Annotated in this window: 22 protein-coding genes; 19 read left to right on the top strand and 3 right to left on the bottom strand. The window is 55.4% G+C overall.

Features of this window, described 5'->3' with window-relative positions; genetic code table 11:
- Window positions 1-197: 197 nt before the first annotated feature.
- From D9N14_RS12825 to polA, 6 genes are all read left to right on the top strand, one after another.
- Window positions 198-500 carry an antibiotic biosynthesis monooxygenase family protein gene (locus D9N14_RS12825; RefSeq protein ID WP_290580253.1) on the top strand — a complete coding sequence of 101 codons (303 nt, stop codon included), beginning with the start codon at window positions 198-200 and terminating at the stop codon, window positions 498-500.
- Window positions 501-676: 176 nt separating this feature from the next.
- Entirely contained in the window at window positions 677-1288 is a 612-nt protein-coding gene (gmk, locus tag D9N14_RS12820; protein WP_290580251.1) for a guanylate kinase, read from the top strand.
- Between the two features lie 53 nt (window positions 1289-1341).
- Entirely contained in the window at window positions 1342-1611 is a 270-nt protein-coding gene (gene rpoZ / locus D9N14_RS12815) for a DNA-directed RNA polymerase subunit omega (RefSeq protein WP_290580249.1), read from the top strand.
- Between the two features lie 73 nt (window positions 1612-1684).
- Window positions 1685-3802: a bifunctional GTP diphosphokinase/guanosine-3',5'-bis pyrophosphate 3'-pyrophosphohydrolase gene (gene spoT, locus D9N14_RS12810; RefSeq protein WP_290580247.1), complete on the top strand. Its 2118-nt coding sequence runs from the start codon at window positions 1685-1687 to the stop codon at window positions 3800-3802.
- 19 nt (window positions 3803-3821) lie between these two features.
- Window positions 3822-4205, top strand: coding sequence for a RidA family protein (locus D9N14_RS12805; protein ID WP_290580245.1), 384 nt, complete (start codon window positions 3822-3824; stop codon window positions 4203-4205).
- Window positions 4206-4211: 6 nt separating this feature from the next.
- Window positions 4212-6926 carry a DNA polymerase I gene (polA, locus tag D9N14_RS12800; protein ID WP_290580243.1) on the top strand — a complete coding sequence of 905 codons (2715 nt, stop codon included), beginning with the start codon at window positions 4212-4214 and terminating at the stop codon, window positions 6924-6926.
- Between the two features lie 281 nt (window positions 6927-7207).
- Here the strand turns inward: polA and yihA are convergent, their stop codons facing one another.
- On the bottom strand, window positions 7208-7828 hold the full coding sequence (gene yihA, locus D9N14_RS12795) for a ribosome biogenesis GTP-binding protein YihA/YsxC (RefSeq protein ID WP_290580527.1): 621 nt from the start codon (window positions 7826-7828) through the stop codon (window positions 7208-7210).
- 188 nt (window positions 7829-8016) lie between these two features.
- Here yihA and D9N14_RS12790 point away from each other — a divergent pair, with 188 nt between their 5' ends.
- From D9N14_RS12790 to D9N14_RS12745, 10 genes are all read left to right on the top strand, one after another.
- Entirely contained in the window at window positions 8017-8313 is a 297-nt protein-coding gene (locus tag D9N14_RS12790; RefSeq protein ID WP_290580241.1) for a c-type cytochrome, read from the top strand.
- Between the two features lie 47 nt (window positions 8314-8360).
- A complete protein-coding gene (locus D9N14_RS12785) occupies window positions 8361-8996 on the top strand; it encodes a c-type cytochrome (protein WP_290580239.1) in 636 nt (211 codons plus the stop codon).
- Window positions 8997-9184: 188 nt separating this feature from the next.
- Window positions 9185-9850, top strand: coding sequence for a thiol:disulfide interchange protein DsbA/DsbL (locus D9N14_RS12780; RefSeq protein ID WP_290580237.1), 666 nt, complete (start codon window positions 9185-9187; stop codon window positions 9848-9850).
- Between the two features lie 120 nt (window positions 9851-9970).
- Complete coding sequence (locus tag D9N14_RS12775; RefSeq protein ID WP_290580235.1) at window positions 9971-10813, top strand: endonuclease/exonuclease/phosphatase family protein; 843 nt, start codon at window positions 9971-9973, stop codon at window positions 10811-10813.
- 95 nt (window positions 10814-10908) lie between these two features.
- Entirely contained in the window at window positions 10909-12723 is a 1815-nt protein-coding gene (locus tag D9N14_RS12770; RefSeq protein ID WP_290580233.1) for a GGDEF domain-containing protein, read from the top strand.
- Between the two features lie 141 nt (window positions 12724-12864).
- On the top strand, window positions 12865-14244 hold the full coding sequence (locus tag D9N14_RS12765; protein ID WP_290580231.1) for a hypothetical protein: 1380 nt from the start codon (window positions 12865-12867) through the stop codon (window positions 14242-14244).
- Window positions 14245-14248: 4 nt separating this feature from the next.
- On the top strand, window positions 14249-16591 hold the full coding sequence (locus tag D9N14_RS12760) for an efflux RND transporter permease subunit (protein WP_290580229.1): 2343 nt from the start codon (window positions 14249-14251) through the stop codon (window positions 16589-16591).
- A gap of 21 nt (window positions 16592-16612) precedes the next feature.
- Window positions 16613-17647 (top strand): 3-oxoacyl-ACP synthase III family protein, encoded by a 1035-nt coding sequence (locus D9N14_RS12755; RefSeq protein ID WP_290580227.1) that lies wholly within the window; start codon window positions 16613-16615, stop codon window positions 17645-17647.
- Window position 17648: 1 nt separating this feature from the next.
- The gene (locus tag D9N14_RS12750) at window positions 17649-18554 is read left to right on the top strand and encodes a hypothetical protein (protein WP_290580225.1); all 906 of its coding nucleotides are present in this window, start codon (window positions 17649-17651) and stop codon (window positions 18552-18554) included.
- A complete protein-coding gene (locus D9N14_RS12745) occupies window positions 18551-19555 on the top strand; it encodes an NAD-dependent epimerase/dehydratase family protein (RefSeq protein WP_290580223.1) in 1005 nt (334 codons plus the stop codon). Before D9N14_RS12750 ends, D9N14_RS12745 begins: the two co-directional genes overlap by 4 nt.
- Before the next feature lie 301 nt (window positions 19556-19856).
- Here D9N14_RS12745 and D9N14_RS12740 read toward each other — a convergent pair whose 3' ends face one another.
- Together D9N14_RS12740 and D9N14_RS12735 are read right to left on the bottom strand one after the other, a co-directional pair.
- Window positions 19857-20174, bottom strand: a complete 318-nt coding sequence (locus tag D9N14_RS12740) for a CcdB family protein (protein ID WP_290580221.1) — start codon at window positions 20172-20174, stop codon at window positions 19857-19859.
- Complete coding sequence (locus D9N14_RS12735; RefSeq protein WP_290580219.1) at window positions 20174-20482, bottom strand: type II toxin-antitoxin system CcdA family antitoxin; 309 nt, start codon at window positions 20480-20482, stop codon at window positions 20174-20176. The genes D9N14_RS12740 and D9N14_RS12735 overlap by 1 nt, the downstream gene beginning before the upstream one ends.
- A gap of 139 nt (window positions 20483-20621) precedes the next feature.
- Here D9N14_RS12735 and D9N14_RS12730 point away from each other — a divergent pair, with 139 nt between their 5' ends.
- From D9N14_RS12730 to D9N14_RS12720, 3 genes are all read left to right on the top strand, one after another.
- Window positions 20622-21521: a nucleotidyltransferase gene (locus D9N14_RS12730; RefSeq protein ID WP_290580217.1), complete on the top strand. Its 900-nt coding sequence runs from the start codon at window positions 20622-20624 to the stop codon at window positions 21519-21521.
- A complete protein-coding gene (locus D9N14_RS12725; RefSeq protein ID WP_290580215.1) occupies window positions 21521-22153 on the top strand; it encodes a hypothetical protein in 633 nt (210 codons plus the stop codon). Before D9N14_RS12730 ends, D9N14_RS12725 begins: the two co-directional genes overlap by 1 nt.
- A 182-nt stretch (window positions 22154-22335) precedes the next feature.
- Window positions 22336-23037 carry an FRG domain-containing protein gene (locus D9N14_RS12720; protein WP_290580213.1) on the top strand — a complete coding sequence of 234 codons (702 nt, stop codon included), beginning with the start codon at window positions 22336-22338 and terminating at the stop codon, window positions 23035-23037.
- Window positions 23038-23121: the final 84 nt, after the last annotated feature.

Here is a 23121-nt window from a genome sequence, read left to right as displayed (position 1 = left end):
AATTCCCGTGCCCAGGTTGCGGCGGCCAGAATTGTCATAAAAACAACATGTTAACAATCTGACCCCTTGGCGCGTTTACCCCACTTGTCGCACTTGCGACAAACCACTTCAGCCATTGACCCACCGGTCCCAAACCCGGTATGTTGCCGTGGCCTGTCCTAATCACAAGCAAGCCAAACGACCAAGGAGAAGTTTCCATGTACATCGCCATGAACCGGTTCCGCATCGCCCTGGGCCGGGAACAGGATTTCATCAACATCTGGAAAAACCGCGAAACCCACCTGGACGAAGTGCCGGGCTTCAAGCAATTCAACCTGCTGCAGGGCCCCTCCGACGACCAATGCACGCTGTTCGGCTCCCACTCCGTCTGGGAATCCGAGGAGGCCTTCGTCAACTGGACGCAATCCGAAGCCTTCCGCAAAGCCCACGCCCAAGCCGGGGACTCCAAGGGCATTTATCTGGGCCCGCCGAAATTTGAGGGTTTCAAGGCGGTGCTCTGAAGCACCCCTGCGCGCTTATACGGGTCGCCCGCGGCCCTGACGCCCCTGCCTAAACCGGTTATAATGCCGCGGCGACCCGCGCCGTGGCCCCCCACATCGAAATATCCGCCACTTGCCACTAAACTGAATCACACAGCCTGTAGATCAATAACCTGTAGCGAAAAGAAAGGTACCCCATGCAAGGCACCCTGTTTGTTGTATCGGCCCCCTCCGGAGCTGGAAAAACCAGCCTGGTCCATGCCCTGGTGGAATCCACCCCGGACCTGCACGTCTCCGTATCCCACACCACGCGCCAGCAGCGGCCGGGCGAGGTGAATGGGGTCAATTATCATTTCGTGAGCAAGCCCACCTTCACCGACATGCTGAACGACAACGCCTTCCTGGAGCACGCTGAGGTGTTCGGCAACTGGTATGGCACCAGCAAGCAGGCGGTGGCGGACCAACTGCAGGCGGGGCTGGATGTGATTCTGGAAATCGACTGGCAGGGGGCCGAGCAGATCCGACGCCAGGCCCCCCAGGCAGTGAGCATCTTCATTCTGCCCCCCTCCCGTACGGTGCTCCAGCAACGACTGGTGGGCCGCGGCCAGGATTCCAATTCCGTGATTCAGGGGCGCATGGCCCAGGCCACTGAGCAGATCTCCCACCATGTGGAGTTCGACTACCTGATCATCAATGACGAGTTTGAAGTGGCCCTGCAGGAGCTGCGCTCGGTGATCACCAGCCAGCGGCTGCGCCACAGCAAACAGGCGGAAAGGCACGCAGATCTGATCACCAGTCTCTTGTCTTGATCCCACAAAACGGTACAATACCCGGCTTGGCCGAAAAAACACTGAGGTAAAACATGGCACGCGTGACCGTTGAAGACTGCCTGACGAAAGTAGACAACCGATTCTCTCTGGTACTGGTTGCGAGCAAGCGCGCCCGCCAGATCGCCACCGGCGGCAAAGATCCCTATGTAGAGTGGGAAAACGACAAACCCACCGTAGTGGCCCTGCGTGAAATCGCCGAAGGCTACGTGGATCAATCCATCCTGACCCGCAAACCGGAGCCCAAACAGTTCCGTGAGAGCACTTTCCACAGTGCCTTCAACAACCCCGGCCTGGAAGATTAATTCACTTTCAATCTGCTGTTCTCATTACCGCTCAATCCCATTACACTAAATCCTCTGAGGAGGGATTGAGCAGTTGCAAACCGTTGAAACACTTATAGAAAAGCTGGACTACCTGCCCGTTGAGCAGCGGGCAGATATCGAGCGCGCCTATTATTTTGCCGAACAGGCTCACGAAGGCCAGTACCGGCGCAGCGGCGACCCCTACATTGTCCACCCCCTCGCCGTCGGCAAGATCCTGGCAGACATGCACATGGATGCCCAGAGCGTGGAAGCCGCCCTGCTCCACGACGTCATCGAAGATACCCACGTTTCCAAAGACGATGTCACCAACGCCTTCGGCGAAGTGGTGGCGGACCTGGTGGACGGTGTCTCCAAGATCGGCGCCATCAAGTTTGAATCCAAGGCGGAGGCCCAGGCGGAAAACTTCCGTAAAATGGTCTTGGCCATGACCAAGGACATCCGGGTCATCCTGGTGAAACTGGCAGACCGTCTCCACAACATGCGCACCCTGGGGGTTCTGCACCCCACCAAGCGCCGTCGCATTGCGCTGGAAACCCTGGAAATCTACGCCCCCATCGCCAACCGGCTGGGTATGAACAACATCCGGGTGGAACTGGAAGATCTCAGTTTCACCCACATGTACCCCATGCGGGCGGCCCGCATCAAAAAAGCCACCAAGACCTCCCGCGGTCATCGCAAGGACATGGTGTCCCGCATCCAGGAATCCATCGACAATCGCCTGGCACGGGACGGCCTGAGCGGCCGCGTAATCGGCCGGGAAAAGCACCTGTACAGCATCTACAGCAAGATGAAAACCCAGCGCAAACCGTTCAATGAAATCATGGACGTGTACGGCTTCCGCATCATCGTGGACTCCGTCGACATGTGCTATCGGGTACTGGGCGCCATCCACAACCTGTACAAACCCATTCCCGGCCGCTTTAAAGATTACATCGCCATTCCCAAAGCCAACGGCTACCAATCCCTGCACACCACCCTCATCGGCATGAACGGGGTGCCCATCGAAATCCAGATCCGTACCGAGGAAATGGACGCCATGGCCAACAACGGGATTGCCGCCCACTGGCTGTACAAGTCCGATCCGGACCCCGCCGGCGGCGCCCAGAACCGGGCCAAGGAATGGTTGAAAGGCCTGCTGGAAATGCAGCAACGGGCCGGTAATTCCCAAGACTTCCTGGAAACTGTGAAGATCGACCTGTTCCCCGACGAAGTCTATGTGTTCACCCCCAAAGGGGACATTCTGGAACTGCCCACCGGCGCCACTCCAGTGGACTTCGCCTATGCCGTGCATACCGATGTGGGCAACAGCTGCGTGGCGGCGCGCCTCGACCACCGCCTGGTGCCCCTGTCCACACCGATCCAGAGCGGCCAGACCATCAAGATCATCACCGCGCCGGGGGCCTGCCCCAATCCGGCCTGGCTCAGCTTCGTCACCACCGCCAAGGCCCGCGCCAACATCCGCCATTTCCTGAAGAATCAGCGCCGCTCCGAATCCGTGGCCCTGGGTCGCCGCCTGTTGGACAAAGCGTTGTCCAGCTTCGACCTGGCCCTGGAGGCCATTTCCGAGGAACGCATCACCACCGCGCTGGCGGAAGCCGGCTTCAAAACCCTGGACGACCTGCTGGAGGACATCGGCCTGGGCAACCAGATGGCGCAGATCGCCGCCCGCCGCATGCTGCCCCACGAAGGCGAAACCAACGACGCCGGGGGCGTCAGCAAGCCCAAACCGCTGGTGATCCGCGGCACCGAAGGCATGGTGATCGCACTGGCCAAATGCTGTCGCCCCATTCCCGGCGATTCGGTTATGGGTCACTTAAGCTCCGGTCGCGGCATGGTAATTCACCGGGATAACTGCAAGAACATCGCCTCGGAACTGAAAGAGAATCCGGAGAAATGCCTGTCGGTGGAATGGGCCAAGGATTTTGAAGGGGAATACGCCGTGGACCTGCGGGTGCAGATGGAAAACGAACGCGGCGCCCTGGCCAGCCTGGCCTCCCTCATCTCCCAAGCTGACGCCAACATCGAAACCATCAACATAAAAGAAAAAGATGCCCACCTGTCAGTGGTGAGTCTGCGCATTTCCATTCGCGACCGGCAGCATCTGGCCAAAACCATTCGCCGCATGCGTACGCTGAAAGCCGTGCATCGCATCGTGCGGGTGCGCAACTGATTTATTCTGGAGACCAACCATGAGCAAGCGCGAAATCATTTCCACCGACAAAGCCCCCCAGGCCATCGGCACATACTCCCAGGCAGTGAAGTGCGGCAGCACCGTTTACCTGTCGGGCCAGATCCCATTGGACCCCGCCACCATGACCCTGGTGGACGGTGATATGGAAGCCAGCATCGTGCGCGTGTTCGAGAATCTGAAAGCGGTGTGTGAAGCCGCCGGCGGCACCATGCAGGACATCGCCAAATTGAATATCTTCCTGATTGACCTGAGCCATTTTGCCTTGGTCAACGAAGTGATGGCCCGTTACTTTGAGCAGCCCTATCCGGCCCGCGCGGCACTGGCGGTGGCATCCTTACCCAAGGGCGCGCCAGTGGAAATGGATGGGGTAATGGAGCTGTAATTCAACGTGAACGCCATATCTTCCAACAAGCCCCTGGTCCTTGTCGACGGATCCTCCTACCTGTATCGCGCCTTTCATGCCCTGCCACCACTGGTGACCTCCAAAGGCCAACCCACCGGCGCCATCAAGGGCGTACTCAACATGCTGATCCGCCTGCGCAAGGATTACGAGCCGGAATACATGGCGGTGATTTTTGATGCCAAGGGCAAGACCTTCCGCGACGACCTGTATCCGGAATACAAAGCCCATCGTCCGCCCATGCCCGATGACCTGCGTTCCCAGATCGAACCCCTGCACAGCGCCATTCGCGCCATGGGGCTGCCCCTGCTGATCATCGACGGGGTGGAAGCCGATGACGTGATCGGCACCCTGTGCGACATCGCCACCCAAAACGGGATCGACACCATCGTCTCCACCGGCGACAAGGACATGGCTCAACTGGTCAGCGATCACGTTACCCTGATCAACACCATGAACGACTCGAAGATGGACCGTGACGGTGTCATTGAAAAATTCGGTATTCCGCCGGAGCGCATCATTGATTACCTGACCCTGGTGGGCGACAGCGTCGACAACATTCCCGGCGTGCCCAAGTGCGGCCCGAAAACCGCCGTCAAATGGCTCACGGAATTCGGTTCACTGGATAACCTGATGGCAAACGCCGACCAGATCAAAGGCAAGATCGGCGAAAACCTGCGCGCAGCCCTGGACCAGATTCCGCTTTCCAAACAACTGGCCACCATCAAACTGGATGTGGCACTGGAGCAACAACCCACCGACCTGAAAATTCAGGAACCGGACAACGCCCAGCTGCTGGAACTGTACAAGGATCTGGAGTTCAAAGGCTGGATTGCCGAGCTGACCGACGCCGAGGGCGCAACAGACGCCCACGACAGCAACACACCCATTACCGAAACCCAGTACCAATGCATCACCACACAGGAAGCCTTCGCTGCGTGGCTGGAGCAACTGCAACAATGCGACGTCTTTGCCTTCGACACCGAAACCACCAGCCTCAATTACATGCAGGCAGAACTGGTGGGATTGTCTTTCAGTATTGAGCCGGGCAAGGCCGCCTATGTGCCGGTAGCCCACGATTACCCCGGGGCGCCGGATCAGCTGGAGCGCGCCTGGGTGCTGCAGCAATTGCAACCGCTGCTGGCAGCCGAGACGCCCAAAAAAATCGGCCAGAACCTCAAGTACGACAAAAGCGTACTGGCGCGCTACGACATCGAGCTCAACGGGATTGGCTTCGATACCATGCTGGAATCCTATGTGCTGAATTCCACCGCCTCGCGGCATGACATGGACAGCCTGGCCCTGAAATATCTGGGCCATAAAAACATTGCCTTCGAAGACATTGCCGGCAAGGGTGCCAAACAACTCACCTTCAATCAGATTGATCTGGCGCAGGCCAGCGATTACGCAGCCGAAGACGCTGACATCACCCTGCGGCTGCATCAGGCATTGTGGCCGCAACTGGAACCGGAAACCAGCTTACGTCAGGTGTTCGAAGACATTGAAATGCCCCTGCTGCCGGTGCTGTCCAAAATCGAGCGTACCGGCGCCCTGGTGAATGCAGACATGCTGCGCCTGCACAGTCAGCAACTGGCCAAGCGCATGTTGGAACTGGAAAAAGAAGCCCACGACATTGCCGGCGAGCCCTTCAACCTGGGCTCCCCAAAACAGTTGGGGGAAATCCTGTTTGAAAAGCTGGGGCTGCCGGTTCTGCAGAAAACCCCCAAAGGCGCGCCGTCCACCGCCGAGCCGGTACTGCAGGAACTGGCGCTGGATTACGAACTGCCCAAAGTGCTGATGGAATATCGCGGCCTCAGCAAACTGAAATCCACCTACACCGACAAACTGCCAGAGTTGATCGATTCCAACACCGGCCGCATTCACACCTCTTACCATCAGGCCGTGGCCGCCACCGGTCGCCTGTCCTCTTCTGATCCCAATTTGCAGAACATCCCCATCCGCAACGACGAAGGCCGTAAAATTCGGCAGGCGTTTATCGCCCGACCCGGTTGCAAGTTACTGGCGGCGGACTACTCGCAAATCGAACTGCGCATCATGGCCCATTTGTCTGGCGATCAAAGTTTGCTGGACGCGTTTAATCAGGGATTGGATATTCACAAAGCCACTGCCGCAGAAGTCATGGGCGTAACATTGGAAGACGTCACCAGCGACATGCGACGCAACGCCAAAGCGGTCAACTTTGGATTGATTTACGGCATGTCCGCCTTCGGCCTGGCCAAGCAATTGGGCATCGGCCGCAAGGAAGCCCAGGACTACATCGACACCTACTTTCAACGTTATCCCGGTGTGCACGATTACATGGAACGCATTCGTGAACAGGCCGCGCACCAGGGCTATGTGGAAACCTTGTTTGGACGCCGCCTGCATCTGCCGGAAATTAATTCCCGCAATGTGCCCCGTCGCCAAGCGGCGGAACGCACCGCCATCAACGCCCCCATGCAGGGAACCGCCGCAGACATCATCAAACGCGCCATGATCGCCGTGGATGGGTGGCTGGTTAAAAATCAGCTGGAAACCCGCATGATTATGCAGGTGCATGATGAATTAGTGTTCGAAGTCCCGGACCAGGAATTGGATTGCATCACAAAAGAAGTAACGCTCCTGATGGAGGGCGCGGCGGATTTGAAAGTTCCCTTGCTAGTGGAGGTCGGGGTGGGCGATAATTGGGATCAAGCTCATTAGCTTAGGTGGGTCACCCCAATGCCCACTTGAGATTCCCTGATGGGCCCAAATAATAACCATAATAAACGCGGATTGGTGCCCTGGCCCGGTCGGACACTGAAACCGAAAAAAATTTTTCGAATTCAGTGAAACTTTTCCCGACCATCATCGTCTTAATACATGAAGCTAAGGCAGCAATCCCCAGCCGAGTAAAATCGGCTACAGCAAACCGGCTTTCCCCCAAGAGCCGGACCCTAGGCCGGTAGCTTGCCCCAAGGCTACCGGCTCTTTTTTTTCTACTCCTATTCAAACCCGAACCAGTTCGCCAATACCGCCCGCGCCTGTTCCACGCCACTTTTGTTCAGCGATGAAAACAACTGCACGCTCACCCGGTCACCGTATTCCTTGACCGCTTTTTTCACAGCAAACAACGCGTTATTGGCGGGGCCCCGTTTCAGCTTGTCGCTCTTGCTGAGCAGAATGTGCACCGGCATCTCGTAGTGCCGGGCCCAGTCCAACATCATCAGGTCAAACTCCTTGAGCGGGTGACGCACATCCATAACCAAAAACAAACCGGCCAGGCACTCGCGCTTCTCCAGGTATTCCCCCATGTTGGCCTGCCATTCCTGCTTCAGCTTTTCGGGCACCTTGGCATAGCCATAGCCCGGCAGGTCCACCAGCTTCCACTGCTCGTTCAGGCTAAAAAAGTTGATCAGCTGCGTGCGGCCCGGGGTTTTACTGGTCCGCGCCAGCCCGGAGTGGTCCACCAGGGTATTCAGGGCACTGGATTTGCCTGAGTTGGAGCGGCCGGCAAAGGCGATTTCGACGCCAGCTTCCGGCGGGCACTGTGGCAGGGTGGCGGCGCTGATCTCAAACTGGGTCTGACGCAGGAGGATGGTGAATGGGTCCTGGGGGTTACTCATGGCGATTTCCGGGGGCTTGAAGATGATGGCGGCATTTTCTCCAATATTCCCCAGGGCTGTAAAGGACATTACCCCTTAGCCGGACTTTGTTATATAATCCACCCAATTTTTTGCACACACGGCGAAGAGAGAGGGGTTCCGTTTGCGCGGAAACCTTGCCAAATCAAGGGTATATAAGGGGTTCGTTCATGAAAAAACTGATGCTCGCTTCTGCAATGATCGCGCTGGGCCTGTCTTTTAATGCGCAGGCGGAAGCACCCGCCAAGTACAACACCTTCTGCATGGCCTGCCACGGCACGGGAGCCGCTGGTGCCCCCAAATCCGGTGATAAAGCTGCCTGGGCCGCCCGCATCGAAGCCGCTGGTGGCATTGACGGCCTGGTAACCAGCGCCAAGAAAGGCAAGAACGCCATGCCCCCCATGGGTCTGTGCAGCGACTGCAGCGATGACGAACTGAAATCCATCATTGAATTCATGTCGAAGTAACGTCGGCACAACACTCTGATTTTCAAGCATTAAATTAGGACGAAAATATGAAATTGGTAGCAAACGTGCTGGTCGCTGCTGCGCTGATGGCGAGCGCAGGCATCACCACCGCCGCTGGCGACGCCGAAGCCGGCAAAAACAAATCCGCAGTCTGTGCCGCCTGTCATGGCGCTGACGGCAACAGTGCCATCCCCAACTTCCCCAAGCTGGCGGGCCAGGGCACAGCGTACACCGTGAAACAGCTGCAGGACATGAAGAGCGGCGCCCGTTCCGTGCCGGAGATGGCCGGTATTGTGCCGGGCCTGTCTGATCAGGATATGGCCGACCTGGCCGCCTACTTTGCTGCCCAAACACCGTCCAAGGGTGCCGCCGATCCGGCACTGGTTGAGCGCGGCCAGCAACTGTTCCGTGGCGGCGATGCCGACAACGGGGTAACCGCCTGTGCCGGTTGCCATGGCGCCACCGGGAAAGGTATGCCGGAAGCCGGTTTCCCTGCCCTGGCCGGTCAACACAGCGCCTATCTGGAAGCCCAGTTGAAAGCCTTCCGTGCCGCCGGCCGTGAAGATCACGATGGCAAGCGCCGCGACAATGACGGTGAAGGCAAAATGATGCGTGCCACTGCGGCCCGCCTCAGCGACGACGACATCAAGGCACTGGCCAGCTACATCAACGGTATGTACTGAGCCCGCTGCACGGCGATGGCACCCCAAAAACCCCGGCCTGTTCCGGGGTTTTTTATGCATGACCGGGCACTTATCGCTATGATTGGGTTCAGTTTCCATTCAGGTGGAACCCGCTAGCCTGAAAACAGTCAGACAATACAGTCATACCAAGACGGCTAGGAACAACGATTCAGGAATTCAGGACGCTTATGAACAACGCACTTTCCCTCAGAACCACACTGGTGGCCACCCTGGCCCTGTTCGCCTCCCTTTTTAGCACCCTGCTCCAGGCGGAAACCTACCGCGAAGGCGTGGATTACGAATTGATCCAGCAACCCGGCAAGGTAGAGGTCCCCGGCAAAATCGAGGTGCGTGAGTTCTTCTCCTTCAGTTGCCCCCACTGCTTCAGCCTGGAAAGCTATACCGCCGAATGGAAACCCACCCTGGCGGACGATGTGAATTTTGTGATGACCCCCGCGGCCATGCGCAAGGATTGGGAACCCCTGGCTCATGCCTATTATGTGGCGGAGGCCCTGGGCAAGCTGGAACAGATCAAGCCGGACCTGTTCAGTGCCATTCACGTGAAAAAGCAAAACCTGTACACCCAGGCTGAACTGGCCGGCTTTTTCAAAGGCTACGGCGTCACAGAGGATGACTTCAACAAGCTCTACAACTCTTTCAGCGTGCGGGTGAAAGTGCGCCAGGCCACCGCCCTGGCCAAGACCTATCGCCTGCGGGGCGTCCCCGCCCTGGTGGTGAATGGCAAATACGTGGTCAAATCCCAGACCGGTAAGACTTTCGCTGACCTGCTGCAGGTGGTGAACTTCCTGGTGGACAAGGAGCGGGCTGCATCCAAAGTAGCCGTTGCCCAATAAGCATTCAGGCGGGAGTCATTTTGCTCCCGCCTCATCATTCCGCATTTGCGAACCCCATTCATAGAACAGCCACGCTTTAGCGCCTACAATAAATATTCCAGGCACGTTGAGTGAGACCGCGTGAACTTCGACATCAGCACCCATAACCAGACCGGCTTCCAATCCACAGAACAACCCAGTGTGTTGCGTCTGCTGAGCTACAACATCCAGGCCGCCATCGGTACCAGCCAATTCCACCATTATGTGACCCGCAGCTGGCGTCATGTGTTGCCGGACTGGCGCGGACTGCAGCGGCTGGATCGCATCGGTCATGTGTTGGCCCACTATGACCTGGTGTGCCTGCAGGAAGTGGACGGTGGCAGCCTGCGCAGCGGCTTTGTGAACCAGGTTGCCTATCTGGCGGAGCTGGGCCGTTTCGAATACTGGTACCAGCAGCTGAACCGCAACTTCGGCCGCCTGGGCCAGTTCAGCAACGGCGTGCTGTCGCGCTTTGTGCCCTATGAGATCGAAGATCACAAACTGCCGGGGCTGAAAGGCCGGGGCGCCATCGTCGCCAAATACGGCAACGACAAGCACACCCTGGTGCTGGTGGGATTGCATCTGGCCCTCAGTGAGCGGGCCCGGTTCCGGCAACTGGATTATGTGCGGGAGCTGATCGAGCATTATGAACACGTGGTGGTGATGGGGGATATGAACTGCCGCAGCGAGCAGATCATCGACACCCCGCTGCGGGATACCCACCTCAAACAGGTGAGCGGCGACCACCATACCTACCCCAGCTGGAACCCCACCCGCAACATCGACCACATCCTGGTTTCCCCCAGCCTCAAGATCAATCACGTCAAGGTGCTGGACTACGATTACTCCGACCACCGCCCCATCGCCATGGAAGTGGCACTGCCGGACACCCTGGCCGATGCTTTGGCGGAACAATCCCTGCTGCGCTCCACCTCCCCCAATTAACGGAACTTTTCCTAATTTTTTTAAGTCGCCACTGGGAGAATCCCACAACTTTTCTATACTCTTTAAACAACGAGAACGCAGAATCATCCGCGCCCATGGCTGACAGCAATGCACTCAATTGGAAAGACAAATACCTGACTGCGCTTGAGGAGTTTGAACTCAGCCAGCAGCGGGACCAGTCGCGCCTGGACCTATTGCGCCGCGGCCTGGTGCGGGTGAGTCTGGCAGCAGACGGCCTGGACCCCATTCTGGACGAACAACTGGATGAGATCCGCACCGCCTTGCGCGGGGGCCGCGACATACAATCCCTGGAGCCGGTGATCACCCAGCTGGAACGCACCATCATGGCCCTGGACGACCGCCGCAAGGATGACCAGAGCCAGCTGCAGGAGCTGATCGACACTCAGCTGGAAAAGTACCTGGCCCTGAGTCTGCCCCGGGCCGACAAAACCACCATCAAGAAATTGCGCAAATCCCTGCCTGAACTGCTGGCGGGCAACGGCATGCAGTCGGATATGATCAAAAGCCTCAACCTGGCCCACAACCGCGTCACCAGTCATCTGTTGGAGCGCATTGAGGAATTGGGCCAGGGCCAGAAAGGCGGGCTGCTGTCCCGTCTGTTCGGCGCCGCCAACCCGGAGAAATCCGCTCACCTGGAGGCCGACGCTGAAGACGCTGTCGATGCGACTGAATCGCCGGATCAGGCCATCGAGGATGACGATGCACGACACCCGGAGGAGCAGGAACTCGCGCCGCCCCATCCGGATATCGAACCCGCAGCCGCGCCCGCTACAGTAGCGGAGTCGGCACTGGAAATTGCCCCCGAAATTACCCCCGCACCCAGCCCGGACAGCGCGGATCAAAACGATCCCCAGCTACCGGACCGGCTGAGCCGAATCCTGTGCAACCTGCTGGAACAACTGGAAGTACCCACCGACTTCACCACCCGCAAGGAACGGCTGGTGGATCGCATCAAATCCGCGTTCAGCCTCAACAGCCTGCCGGATTTTCTGGACGAAACCACTCAGCTGGTGGCCTCCACCCGCCTGGTGGCCCAGAAGGAGTTCGAAGGTTTTCTGGTGGCCTTGCACCAGCGCCTGAACGACATCCAGGATTTTCTGGTGACCGCCCGGGAAGGGGAGGAACGCAGCCAGCAGAACCAGGAGAAACTGGATCAGGATGTGCGCCAGGAGCTGGCGGACATGCGACAGAACGTGGCCGCCACCAATGACCTGGGCCAACTGAAACTGGACATCGAAAGCATGGTGAACCGCATTGTGTCCGCCGTGGACCTGTTCCAGTCGGAAGAACGCAAGCGCCGGGAAGACGTGTATCAACACATCGAAACCCTGGGTCAACGCATGGCCACCATGGAAGACGAAGCCACCCAACTGAAGAGCACCCTGGAAGCGCAACGAATGGAAGCGCTCAGAGACGCGCTCACCGAACTGCCCAACCGGGCTGCCTACGATGATTGCATCGAAGCGGAGTTCTCGCGCTGGCGCCGCCACGGTCGCCCGCTCTCCCTGGCCATCATCGACGTGGATCATTTCAAAGCGGTGAACGACAACCTGGGGCATCTGCGGGGTGACAAAGTATTGAAACTGGTGGCCCGGGAAATTTCCCGCCGGGTCCGCAATGAGGATTTTGTCGCCCGTTACGGTGGCGAAGAGTTCATTGTGATCATGCCGGAAACCGATCTGCACGCGGCCCACGCCGCCATGGAAAAAGTGCGCGCCGCCATCGAAGCCTGTCCCTTCAACTTCAATCAGAAGCGCATTCCCATCACCGCCTCGTTTGGCATCTCGGCCTTTGTGGAAGGGGATGAAATCGTCACCTGCTTCGAACGGGCCGACCAGGCACTCTACAAAGCCAAGGGAAACGGTCGAAACCGGATAGAACTGGGCTAGATACGGCCACCCATCCCCTCCTTTTGGCCGGCAACACCTATCCCCCCCTCCCGCTGACATGATCTAATTTTTTCTGTTCAGTCACACCTATCCAATCCTGGACATCGACAATAACAAAAACAACGTACCTGGATTTAGTACATGACGACTCTACGCAGCTCCGCTTCGTTAACGTTATTGGACAAGGTCAACGTCTGTCTGCAGGACTTCGGGGATCATGTCATGCATCTGATTTTTGATGTGCAAGGCCCCCTGCACCTGGAGCGCCTGCAACAGGCCCTGCGGCTCAGTCTGGAACAACATCCCATCATGGCCATGCGCCTGGACTGCAGTGGTCTGCAGCCGAAATGGATTCCTCACACGCCAGCCACCCTGGCCCACTACGAATTTTGCGAGCACCACCTGCTTAACGGTGGCTCCGGCAATCATTCACTGCAGCACGCCATTGATGAATTCATGCTGCAGCAGTTTGATTATCAGCGTGTACCCATGGTGAAGGTGCGGGTCATTCAGCACGTGACTCAAAGCAGCCAAACTCACGATGCAACGCATACTATCTGTATTAAGGTCAGTTGTGTCCCCATCGATGGGAGGGGATTTTTGATTTATGTGGAGGATGTGCTCGCCCTGTATGAAAAACTGGGGCTGAATCCGTCTTTCCGCCCGCAGCCTGGCACACTGAATCTGCGCAGTACCAAAGCACTGGTGCCATATTTTCGCCCCCGGGATCTGTTGCCCCTGTTGTTCCATGGACTCAAGCATCAACTGCAGGACAGTCGCACCGCCCACAACTGGGAGGTGCCCTGCGCACCTGGCAACGCCATCCACAAACGTTATCTATGCCATCAATGTTCACCGCGCACCCTGCAGGCACTGACCCGCTTTCGACGACAGCATGGTTTGAGTTTCAATGATGTGTTGCTGGGTGCCTATTACCTGGCACTGCACGAACAGATTCAGCCTGAGCATCAGGGGCCGTTCTGTGTGCTGAACACCTACGACCTGCGCCGGTACGAAACGGACAAAGCTCCCCACCGAGTGGCCAATTATTCCAGCTTTATCAATACCAATGTCACGCTCTCCGCGGGCAGCACCTTGTTGCAGGTCGCTCGCGCCGTACAGGATGCCATCCACCAGCGCAAACAGCATTACCCCGGCATTACCGAAGGCCCCTTCATCTGGCCCTTGTTAACCTTTCTGCCGTTCGGCCTGGGCAGTCGCATCGTGAAATTCCTGCTTAAACACCGGGGCGAAAAAATCCCTGTGTTCACCAACGTGGGCGTGATCCCGGTGGAGCGCATGCGCTTCAACGGCATGCCGATCCGCAACGTGCGACCCTTTGCACCATTGGAATACCCGCCCAAATTAACGGTGACACTGGCCACCGCCGGCGAGGTCATCAGCCTGAGCGTGGGCTACAGCGACCGCCATTTTGCCACCGACAACATGCGGCGCCTGTTCACGCGCATGGAACAACTGATTCAGGCCACCTGCACCCAAACGGTAACCGAGGCGGCGTGAACACATGATTGAGCATCTGGTTCGACGGCGCTGGTGGTATTGTGTGGGCACCTTTCTGGTGATGGTACTGCTTTCCAGTCAGCTGCTGCATATGGTGTTCAACGGCAACGTGAACGTCATGTTTGATGAAGACGATCCCCATTACCAGCGTCTGCAGCAACTGAATCAACAATACATCGACTCCAATTATCTGGTGCTGCTGTTCAAACCTGCACGGGGCAGCGTGTTTGACAATGACAACCTGCACATCATCCGTGAGTTGACCGAGGCCCTGTGGCAACTGCCTCACGTAGTACGGGTGGATTCCTTCACCAACTTTCCCCGCCTGCAGGTGGAGGGGGATTCCCTTATAGTGGCCAACCTTGTCCCTGATTCATCCCCCTCTGCACCCTTAAGCCAGGGCCAACTGGAATCCATTCAACGCTACGCGCAAGAGGATCAACAATTACACGGGCGCCTGGTGTCCCCGGATGACCAGGCCGGTGCTCTGTTTGCCAGCGTGGTGTTGCCGGAGGATCACCTGACTTCGGTTTTGGAACTGAGCCGCCAGGCATTGGCACTGCAACGGGATTTTGAGCAGCGTTACCCGGGGCTGGAGCTGCACCTGAACGGCGACATCGCCATCGAAAACGCCATGCTCCAGGTGACCATGGACGACATACTGCGGGTGAACCCGTTGGTGTTCGCCACCATTTTTATTCTGCTGGGAATATTTCTGCGTTCGGTGATGGCCATCGCCGCCACCGGTGCCGTGGTGATCGCAGCCACCGGCATTGCCAGCAGCATTCATGTGTTGCTGGGATTTGAAATGAATCCCATCACCATGATGGCGCCGGCCATCATCATGATCCTCGCCGTGGCAGACAGCATCCACGTGCTCACTCTGTTTCGCATTCTGTGCGGCAACGGTACTGAACCCCTGCAGGCCATGACCCAAAGCCTGCGTAAAAACCTGAGCCCGGTGTTCTGGACCAGCGTGACCACGGCAGTGGGATTCCTCGGCATGAACTTTGGTGATTCGCCACCATTTCGCACCATGGGCAACATGGCCGCCATCGGTGTGGTGTTTGCGTTTGTCTGCACCTTCACCGTGCTGCCGGCGGTGGCCCTGCAGTTCGGCAACCGGTTCCAGGGTCAACCGTTCAGCCTCACCCGCTGGATGGAACAACTCGCCCAATGGGTCATAGCCTCCGGGCGCGCCGCGTCAGTGATGGTGGTCGCGTTGTTGGGTTCCCTGGCGTTGTTGATGTGCATTCCCAATATGAAATTGAACGACGACATCTCGGAGTATTTCGACGAATCCCTGCCGATCCATGATTCCATCCAGTTTGCCCGCCAGCACACCAACGGCGTGCAGTTTATTGTTTATTCCATGGAATCCGGTCAGGCCAACGGCATCTATCAACCGGCCTTTTTGAACTCGGTGGAGGCCTTCACCGATTGGTTGCGGCAACAGCCCGACGTGAGTGCCGTGACCAGCTATGTGGATGTATTGAAGCGCATTCACCGCACCATGAACCAGGATCAGCCGGAGTTTTATGCCATTCCCGATGATGCCGCCCTGATTGCCCAATACCAGCTGTTGTATGAGATGTCCCTGCCCCAGGGCATGGACCTGACCCACGACATTTCAGAGGATCATTCCGCCCTGAAACTCACCGTCAACGTGCGCGACAGCGACAACCAGACCCTGATGAACCTGGAACAACAGATTGACGATCGGCTGGCCCAGCATCAACCGGCACTACGCAACCAGGGCAGCAGCCAGTTGCTGATGTTTGCTCACATGGGTTCGAACATCATCCGCAGTATGGTGGATGGCTCCCTCTTCACCCTGGCCTTCATCACCCTGTTTATGATCGTCGGCCTGCGTTCACTCAAGTTCGGCCTGCTGAGTATTATTCCCAATCTGTTCCCGGCCATCGTGGTGTACGGCATCTGGTCCCTCACGGTGGGGCACGTCAATCACGCGGCGGCCATGACCTTCAGCATCTGCCTGGGGCTGGTGGTGGACGACACCATTCATTTCATCAGCAAATACCTGTCCGCCCGCCGCCAGGGCCGCTCACCCCAGCAAGCCATTCACGACAGCTTCATACAGTCCGGTACCGCCATCGTCATCACCTCGGTGATTCTGATCTGCGGTGTGTTGTTGCTTTCTCTATCGAATTTTACGGTGAACGACACCATGAGCCTGATGCTGGCGGGCATCATCGCTACCGCCCTGCTGTTCGACCTGTTGTTGCTGCCCAGTCTGTTGCTGTTTGCAGACCGGTTTGCGGTGGAACCCGATACCCGCACTGAACCTGATACCAGTTTCAAAACCGAATCCCACGTCAACACCTGACTGTTACCTGGAGTAAACACAATGACCATGACACGATTCGAAAGTATAGGGGTGTATCTTCCGGAACAGGAAGTCACCACCCGCGAACTGATTGACAGCATGGACACCGAACCCATGTTCGATCTGGAAAAGCTCACCGGCGTGAAAAGCCGTCGCTGGCGGGCACCCCATGAAGACTGTCACAGCCTGGCGCTGGAGGCCATCGAACGCTGCCTGGTGAACTCCCGCTATGAAGCCGACGAAATCGACGTGATCATCTGTACCTCCATCACCCGCTTTAAAGACGGGCTCAAGTTTGTGTTGGAACCCTGCCTGAGCAGTTACCTGAAAAAACGCTTGGGCATGAGGGAGGATGCCCTGAACTTTGACATCACCAACGCCTGCGCCGGCATGTTCACCGGCGTACACGTGCTGGACCAGATGATCAAAAGCGGCGTGGTGCGCAACGGCCTCATCGTCAGTGGTGAATGCATTACCCCCATTTCCGAAACCGCGTTGAAAGAAATCAACAACCCGGTGGATGAACAGTTCGCCTCCCTCACCGTGGGGGATTCCGGCGCCGCTGTGTTGATGGATCAGTCCCCCAGCGACGACGAAGGGGTGGAGTTTCTGGAGTTGCTGACCTTGTCGCAGTTCTCGGACTTTTGTTACGGCATGCCCAGCGATAAAAACCCCGGCGTGGCCATGTACACCAAGGCCATGGAAATTCACGCCACGGTGATTCAACGCCTGCCGCAAACACTGGGGCATTTTGCCGAGAAATACCAGGTCAGCGGCGCGGACTTTGCGCACGTGATTCCACACCAGACTTCCGAGCGCGCCATCCGCTCCGCCCTGGCCCTGTGCAGCGAATCCCTGGGCGACATTCCCAATATTTGCGTGTCGCTGGATCGTTACGGCAACACCTCTTCCACCTCGCACTTTGTGGTGCTCAACGACCACATTCAACAGGGCCACATTCAGCCCGGGCAACGCATCCTGATGCTGGTGCTGGCCTCGGGCATTGTGTTGGGCGTGGCCTCCGTTCGCATCGGCAACCTGACAGGAGCACACTGATATGGGCAGCATGATCAAAGCCACCGCACTGGTCACCGACAACGGCTTCAGCGCCATCGACAACGCCACCCGCGCCGGACTGGACTGCCTGCAACAGGCCGGCATTCAACCGCAACAGGTGGGCCTGCTGATCAACGCCGGGGTGTACCGGGACGACAACATCATGGAACCCAGCATCGCCAGTTTGATTCAACGGAATATGAACATGGGATTGGATTTTGCGGCGGACAGCCCCAACCAGGTCACCTTCTCGTTCGACGTGGTGAACGGCGCCTGCGGCTTTTTGAACGCGGTGACCATCGCCGATGCCTTCCTGCGCAATGGCAGCGTGGAATACGCGCTCATCGTGTGCGGCGACGCCCACCCTTCCAAAACCGATCACCCAGAGTTTCCCTATGTGGCGGTGGGAGCGGCCGCCCTGCTTCACCTTTCCACCGCTGCCGCCGACGCCAACAAGGGCTTTGGCCCGTTCGCCTACCGCAGCAACGAATCCGACTGCCTTTCCCACATCAGCACCTATGGCGACCTGGCCCAATTCGGCCACCAGGGCCGCGCCCAGGGCCAGTTCCAATTCAGCAATCAATATGTGGAGGAATTCCGCCGCTTGAACGTGGCCCTCATCAACGAGTTTTTGGCGCAGCATGAGCAGCCCCGGGTGGACTTTTTGTTGGGATCGGATCTGGAAGCGGGGTATTGCCACAGCGTGTGCGCCAGCAGCGATTTAAAACGCCAGCCCACCAGAGCCATGGAACTGTTCGAACATTTCAACGGCGACACACACACCGCTGCCCCCATCGCCGCCTTTCACCAACTGCAGCGGGAAGTGGCCAACCCCAGCGGACTGTCGCTGTTATTCCACGCGGTGGGCTCCGGCGACGCCAGTGCCTGCGCGCTGTATCGCTCATGACCGGCAAAGCCCTGGTCACCGGCGGCGGCGGCTTTCTCGGCCGCTACATTGCCGAACAACTGCAACAACGGGGTTATCAGGTCACGGTGTTTTGCCGTGGCCACTACCCGGACCTGGAACAAGCCGGAATACGCGTGCAGCGAGGCGATGTGACCAACCCCATCCAACTGGAGAATGCCATCGCCGGGCAGGACCTGGTGTTTCACGTGGCCGCCAAAGTGGGCTATTGGGGGGACTACCAGGATTACTATGCGGTGAACGTGCAAGGCACCGATCACGTCATCCGCGCCTGTCGCCAACAGGGCGTAAAAAAACTCATCTACACCAGCTCCCCCAGCGTCACCATGAACAACATCGACATTCACGGCGGCGACGAACAACTTCCCTACCCCAAGCACTACCACTCCCACTACTCCGCCACCAAAGCCATCGCCGAACGCAAAGTACTGGCCGCCCACAACCCCCGCGGCCTGCACACCGTCGCCATTCGCCCCCACCTGATCCTGGGCCCCCGGGACAACCACCTGCTGCCCCGCATACTGCAAAAAGCCCACAGCGGCCGCCTCAAACAGATCGGACCCGGCCGCAACAAAGTGAGCGTCACCTACGTGGAAAACGCCGCCCACGCCCACATCCTGGCCGCCGAATCCCCCAACACCGGAGGCAACGCCTACTTCATCAACGAACCGGACCCCATCCTGCTCTGGCCCTGGCTAAAGCAGATCCTAGAGAAGTTGGATGCTCCGCCCCCCAGGTACCGCGTTCCATTCGCCCTGGCCTTTGCCGCCGGTTGGGTTTTGGAAAACCTGTACCGCGCCTTGCGTGTAAAACAGGAACCACTGGTGACCCGTTTTATTGCCTCGGAGCTGTACCGCAATCATTACTTTTCTATCGAAAAAGCGCGCCGTGATTTTGGCTATGAGCCGCTGTACAGCTTTACGCAGGCGGAGGCGAAGACGTTGGAGTATGTGCGGGGGGAGATGGGGTTGGGTGGGGAGTAGGCTTTACTGCTGGGCATTTTTTGTTCTGGTTGTTTTTTGATGGTTAAGTCGTGCGGGTTAGTTTTCTGTATTCGTTATTAATATAGCGGGTTGACGACTTTGTGATACTGCGGTCAAATGACTGTGGGGTGACTGTATTTGGACAGGCGATTTTTGAGGCCTGCTGGATATGGTGGATTTTTAGTGATTGATGTTTAACGGGCTAACCTGAGTTCTTCGTGGATCTGTGCAAGTGGATGGAAGTGGGTGCTTCCTTGATGCATTTGCTTGGATAGGTGTGCTGAGGACGTAGATATGAATGTTATATGCCCGAAATCACGAAGTCCAAAGCTGCGATAATTTCGGAACGATAAGCTGAAAGGTCGTATGCTTCTTTACCAAGCACAGACCTGTCGATTCCAGCAATTTGCTGAGTCATAGCAATGTAAGGCTTCCCCTCAATATCAATTTGTGGGCAAAGCTTGGTAATGGCTGATGAAGCAGAGATAGAAGAAGGGCTTAGCGGAACCACTATAGTGGTTCTCAGCTCATCTAGAAGGTTAGATTGAATATCGAGCAATAATGGGTACAGCTTTTTTGTTCTGCTGTTTGGATTTTTGTAGGCGATGAATTGAGCCATTAAAAGGACCTCAGATCATCACTGAGGGTGCCATGTTCTTCTACCATCTGATTGTATGAAGCAATGGTATCTCGGTTCTCTTCGCGCCATAACTCGCGCTGCTTCTCATTAACTAGCTCAATTAGGGCGGTTTCGAGAGTTGCGGATAAATTGATCTTCAGCGCCTTGGCTTTTGATAGTAAGTCACTGTTTATACTGACATTAGTGGGCTTTTTAGGGGCCTGGGAATTATAAGGTTGTTGCATGGTTTTGCCCCTATCTACATAATTGTTGGCAAGGCGTGCGCATGGCGTATGGGCATCAATCATATAACAATCGCATGCAGTGGAGCAACCTACGCTCCAACCGTTTTGTGCATTCCCTGCGGTCATTTTTGCACAAAACGGGCTCCACTACGGTTGCCCACTGATGCGGGCGTTAGTTGCTTTTACTAGTTAGGAGTAATGAATGAGTAGGGATTGGGAATCTGTATTTGCTACATGGTCGCAAGGACCAGGAAAGACGGAGCAAGAGCGTGCAGAAAATGCTGAAAGACAAATAAGACAGGCAATTCAAGCCAGTGATAAGTTGAAAAATAGAGATATAAAAGTATTTACGCAAGGCTCTTACAGAAATCGGGTTAATGTAAGACAGGATAGTGATGTAGATATTGGTGTCCTATGCTTTGACACTTATTTCCCAGATTATCCTGATGATAATGTGAAAATGGAGCTTTCTGAAAGCTTTGTTCCTGCGACATATGAATATGCCACTTTCAAGAATGAATTAGAGGAAGCCCTTGTTGCCCGATTTGGACGAGCTGCTGTTACTCGTGGGAGCAAGGCTTTTGATATAAAGGCAAACACTTATCGAGTAGAGCCAGATGTGGCTGCATTTTTTGAGCATCGACGATATGTAACTGCATCATATTATCATTCTGGTGTAGAGATGATACCAGATGATTTTAAACCACAAAGCGTCAAGAATTGGCCAGAGCAACATTACCAAAATGGCGTTGAGAAAAATGATGCAACGTCAAGGAGGTACAAAAGAGTTGTACGAATACTAAAGAAACTATCTAACGAGATGGCATCAAATGGCATTCAGTCTGCAAAGGATGCTCCAAGTTTTTTGATAGAATGCTTAGTATTTAATGCCTCAAATTCATGTTTTCAATATCAGTCACTTAAGCCGATGGTTAGGGCAGTTCTCGCAGAGCTGTTCAACAATACGTTGTCGTACGACAATTGTTCTGAATGGGGCGAAGTAAATGAATTGAAATATTTATTCAGAGGATCTCAGCCATGGACGAGGGAGAGTGCTCATCAGTTCTTAAGTGATGCCTGGGACTACATAGGTTATGAATAATGTTAACTAGACTTCATATTTCATCATTCATCGGTCTTACGATTGCAGTTTGGTTGCTTGCTCTCTGGTTTCAAGGCATGCCTGTGCTAAGTGCAGACTTCGTAAAGCCATTTAGTACGGTTGTTGGTGTCATAACATTGTTTGTTACGCTCTTTAATAAATACATGTGGTCTTGGAAAATATTTAAAGGCTGGTATGTCAAGCGGCCGGACTTAAGAGGCACTTGGAAAGTTGAGTTAAAAAGTAGTTGGATAAACCCCGAAACGGGGGAAGGAATTCCACCAATATATGGATATGCAGTTATTAGGCAATCCCTTACATTCCTAAGCTTAAGATTGATGACTAAGGAATCTAGATCAGTGTTGGTGGCCCACAGTATCGAACAGCAAGAAAATGATGATCTCTTTAAGCTTGTTGGAGTCTATCGAAATGAACCGAAAATCGAGCTTCAAGGTGTTAGAAGCGAGATTCATCATGGTTCTTTTGCACTAGAAATACACGGTTCTCCAGTTGAAGAACTTGAGGGGCATTACTGGACGGACAGGGCAACGAAAGGTGGTATGAAGCTGGTTAGTCGAGTTGATAAATTATACAACACATATGAGCAAGCAGAGCGCGAAATTGGCAACTAACAATCGCATGCACAGGAAGCCAATTATTCTGCCCCCGAACTATTTGAGGATAGAAATAGCTAATGAGAGGATTTGGGAATCAAAAATTTTGGTGTCATCTTTCATTTTCCGATGACGTAGAATATTCAAATAAGGATATTAGGAAGAGTTCTCCCCTAAAGGTCAGGACTTATAGAGAGCTTGTGAAAGTCGTTGCCAAAATATCAAACCATAATCCTGATCATTCTTTGTTTTACAGAGGCCAACCGAGGGACTACACAATAAATACAGGAGCCACCTCTGTTTATCCGACTATTTATCGCAGTCCCGGTAGAAGTCTGACAATTCGAGAACTACGAAACCGATACGACGTTCTTGAAGCGTGTTCAAGCCAGCTTATGGAAAAGCTGCAAACCCTTAAAATTGAAAATTCTAGAAAACTCTACAAATTTCCTGAATTAATATGGTCGATTTTGCAGCATTATGAAGTTTGTGCAACTCCTTTATTAGACGTGACGCATTCGTTAAGAGTCGCGTCGTCGTTTGCTCTAAACAACGCTTCGAATGATGCATTGATACTCATATTTGGGTTCCCTTATCCGAATGGCACTATTTCCTATTACGCTGAGCAAGAGCTGTTAAATATCAGACTCTTGAGTACATGTCCGTCAGAAGCATTAAGGCCGCATTTTCAAGAAGGTTTTTTGTTAGGTAACTTTCCACATAAGGTCGAGAGGAAGCAGCCGCATCTCGATTTTGCGACCAGGTTAATCGCTAAAATAAAAATCAGTAAAGAAGGATTTTGGGAGAATGACTTTCATCCAATACCTGATTCTGCGCTATATCCTGATGGTGATAGAATACTCGATATTTGTGAAGGCATAAAGGTGAGCGCTAATGTTTAGGTGCTCTGAATTCGGCATGGCTAACAATCACATGCATGGGAAGCCCGCTACGTTGCGCCAACTGTGGTGCGCTGCGCGCACTTT

This window comes from Ketobacter sp., assembly GCF_003671495.1.
In the GTDB taxonomy this organism is placed as follows: Bacteria; Pseudomonadota; Gammaproteobacteria; order Pseudomonadales; family Ketobacteraceae; genus Ketobacter.
The sequence above is the reverse complement of the archived record's forward strand: the minus strand, read 5'-3'. Positions and strand labels throughout refer to the sequence as shown.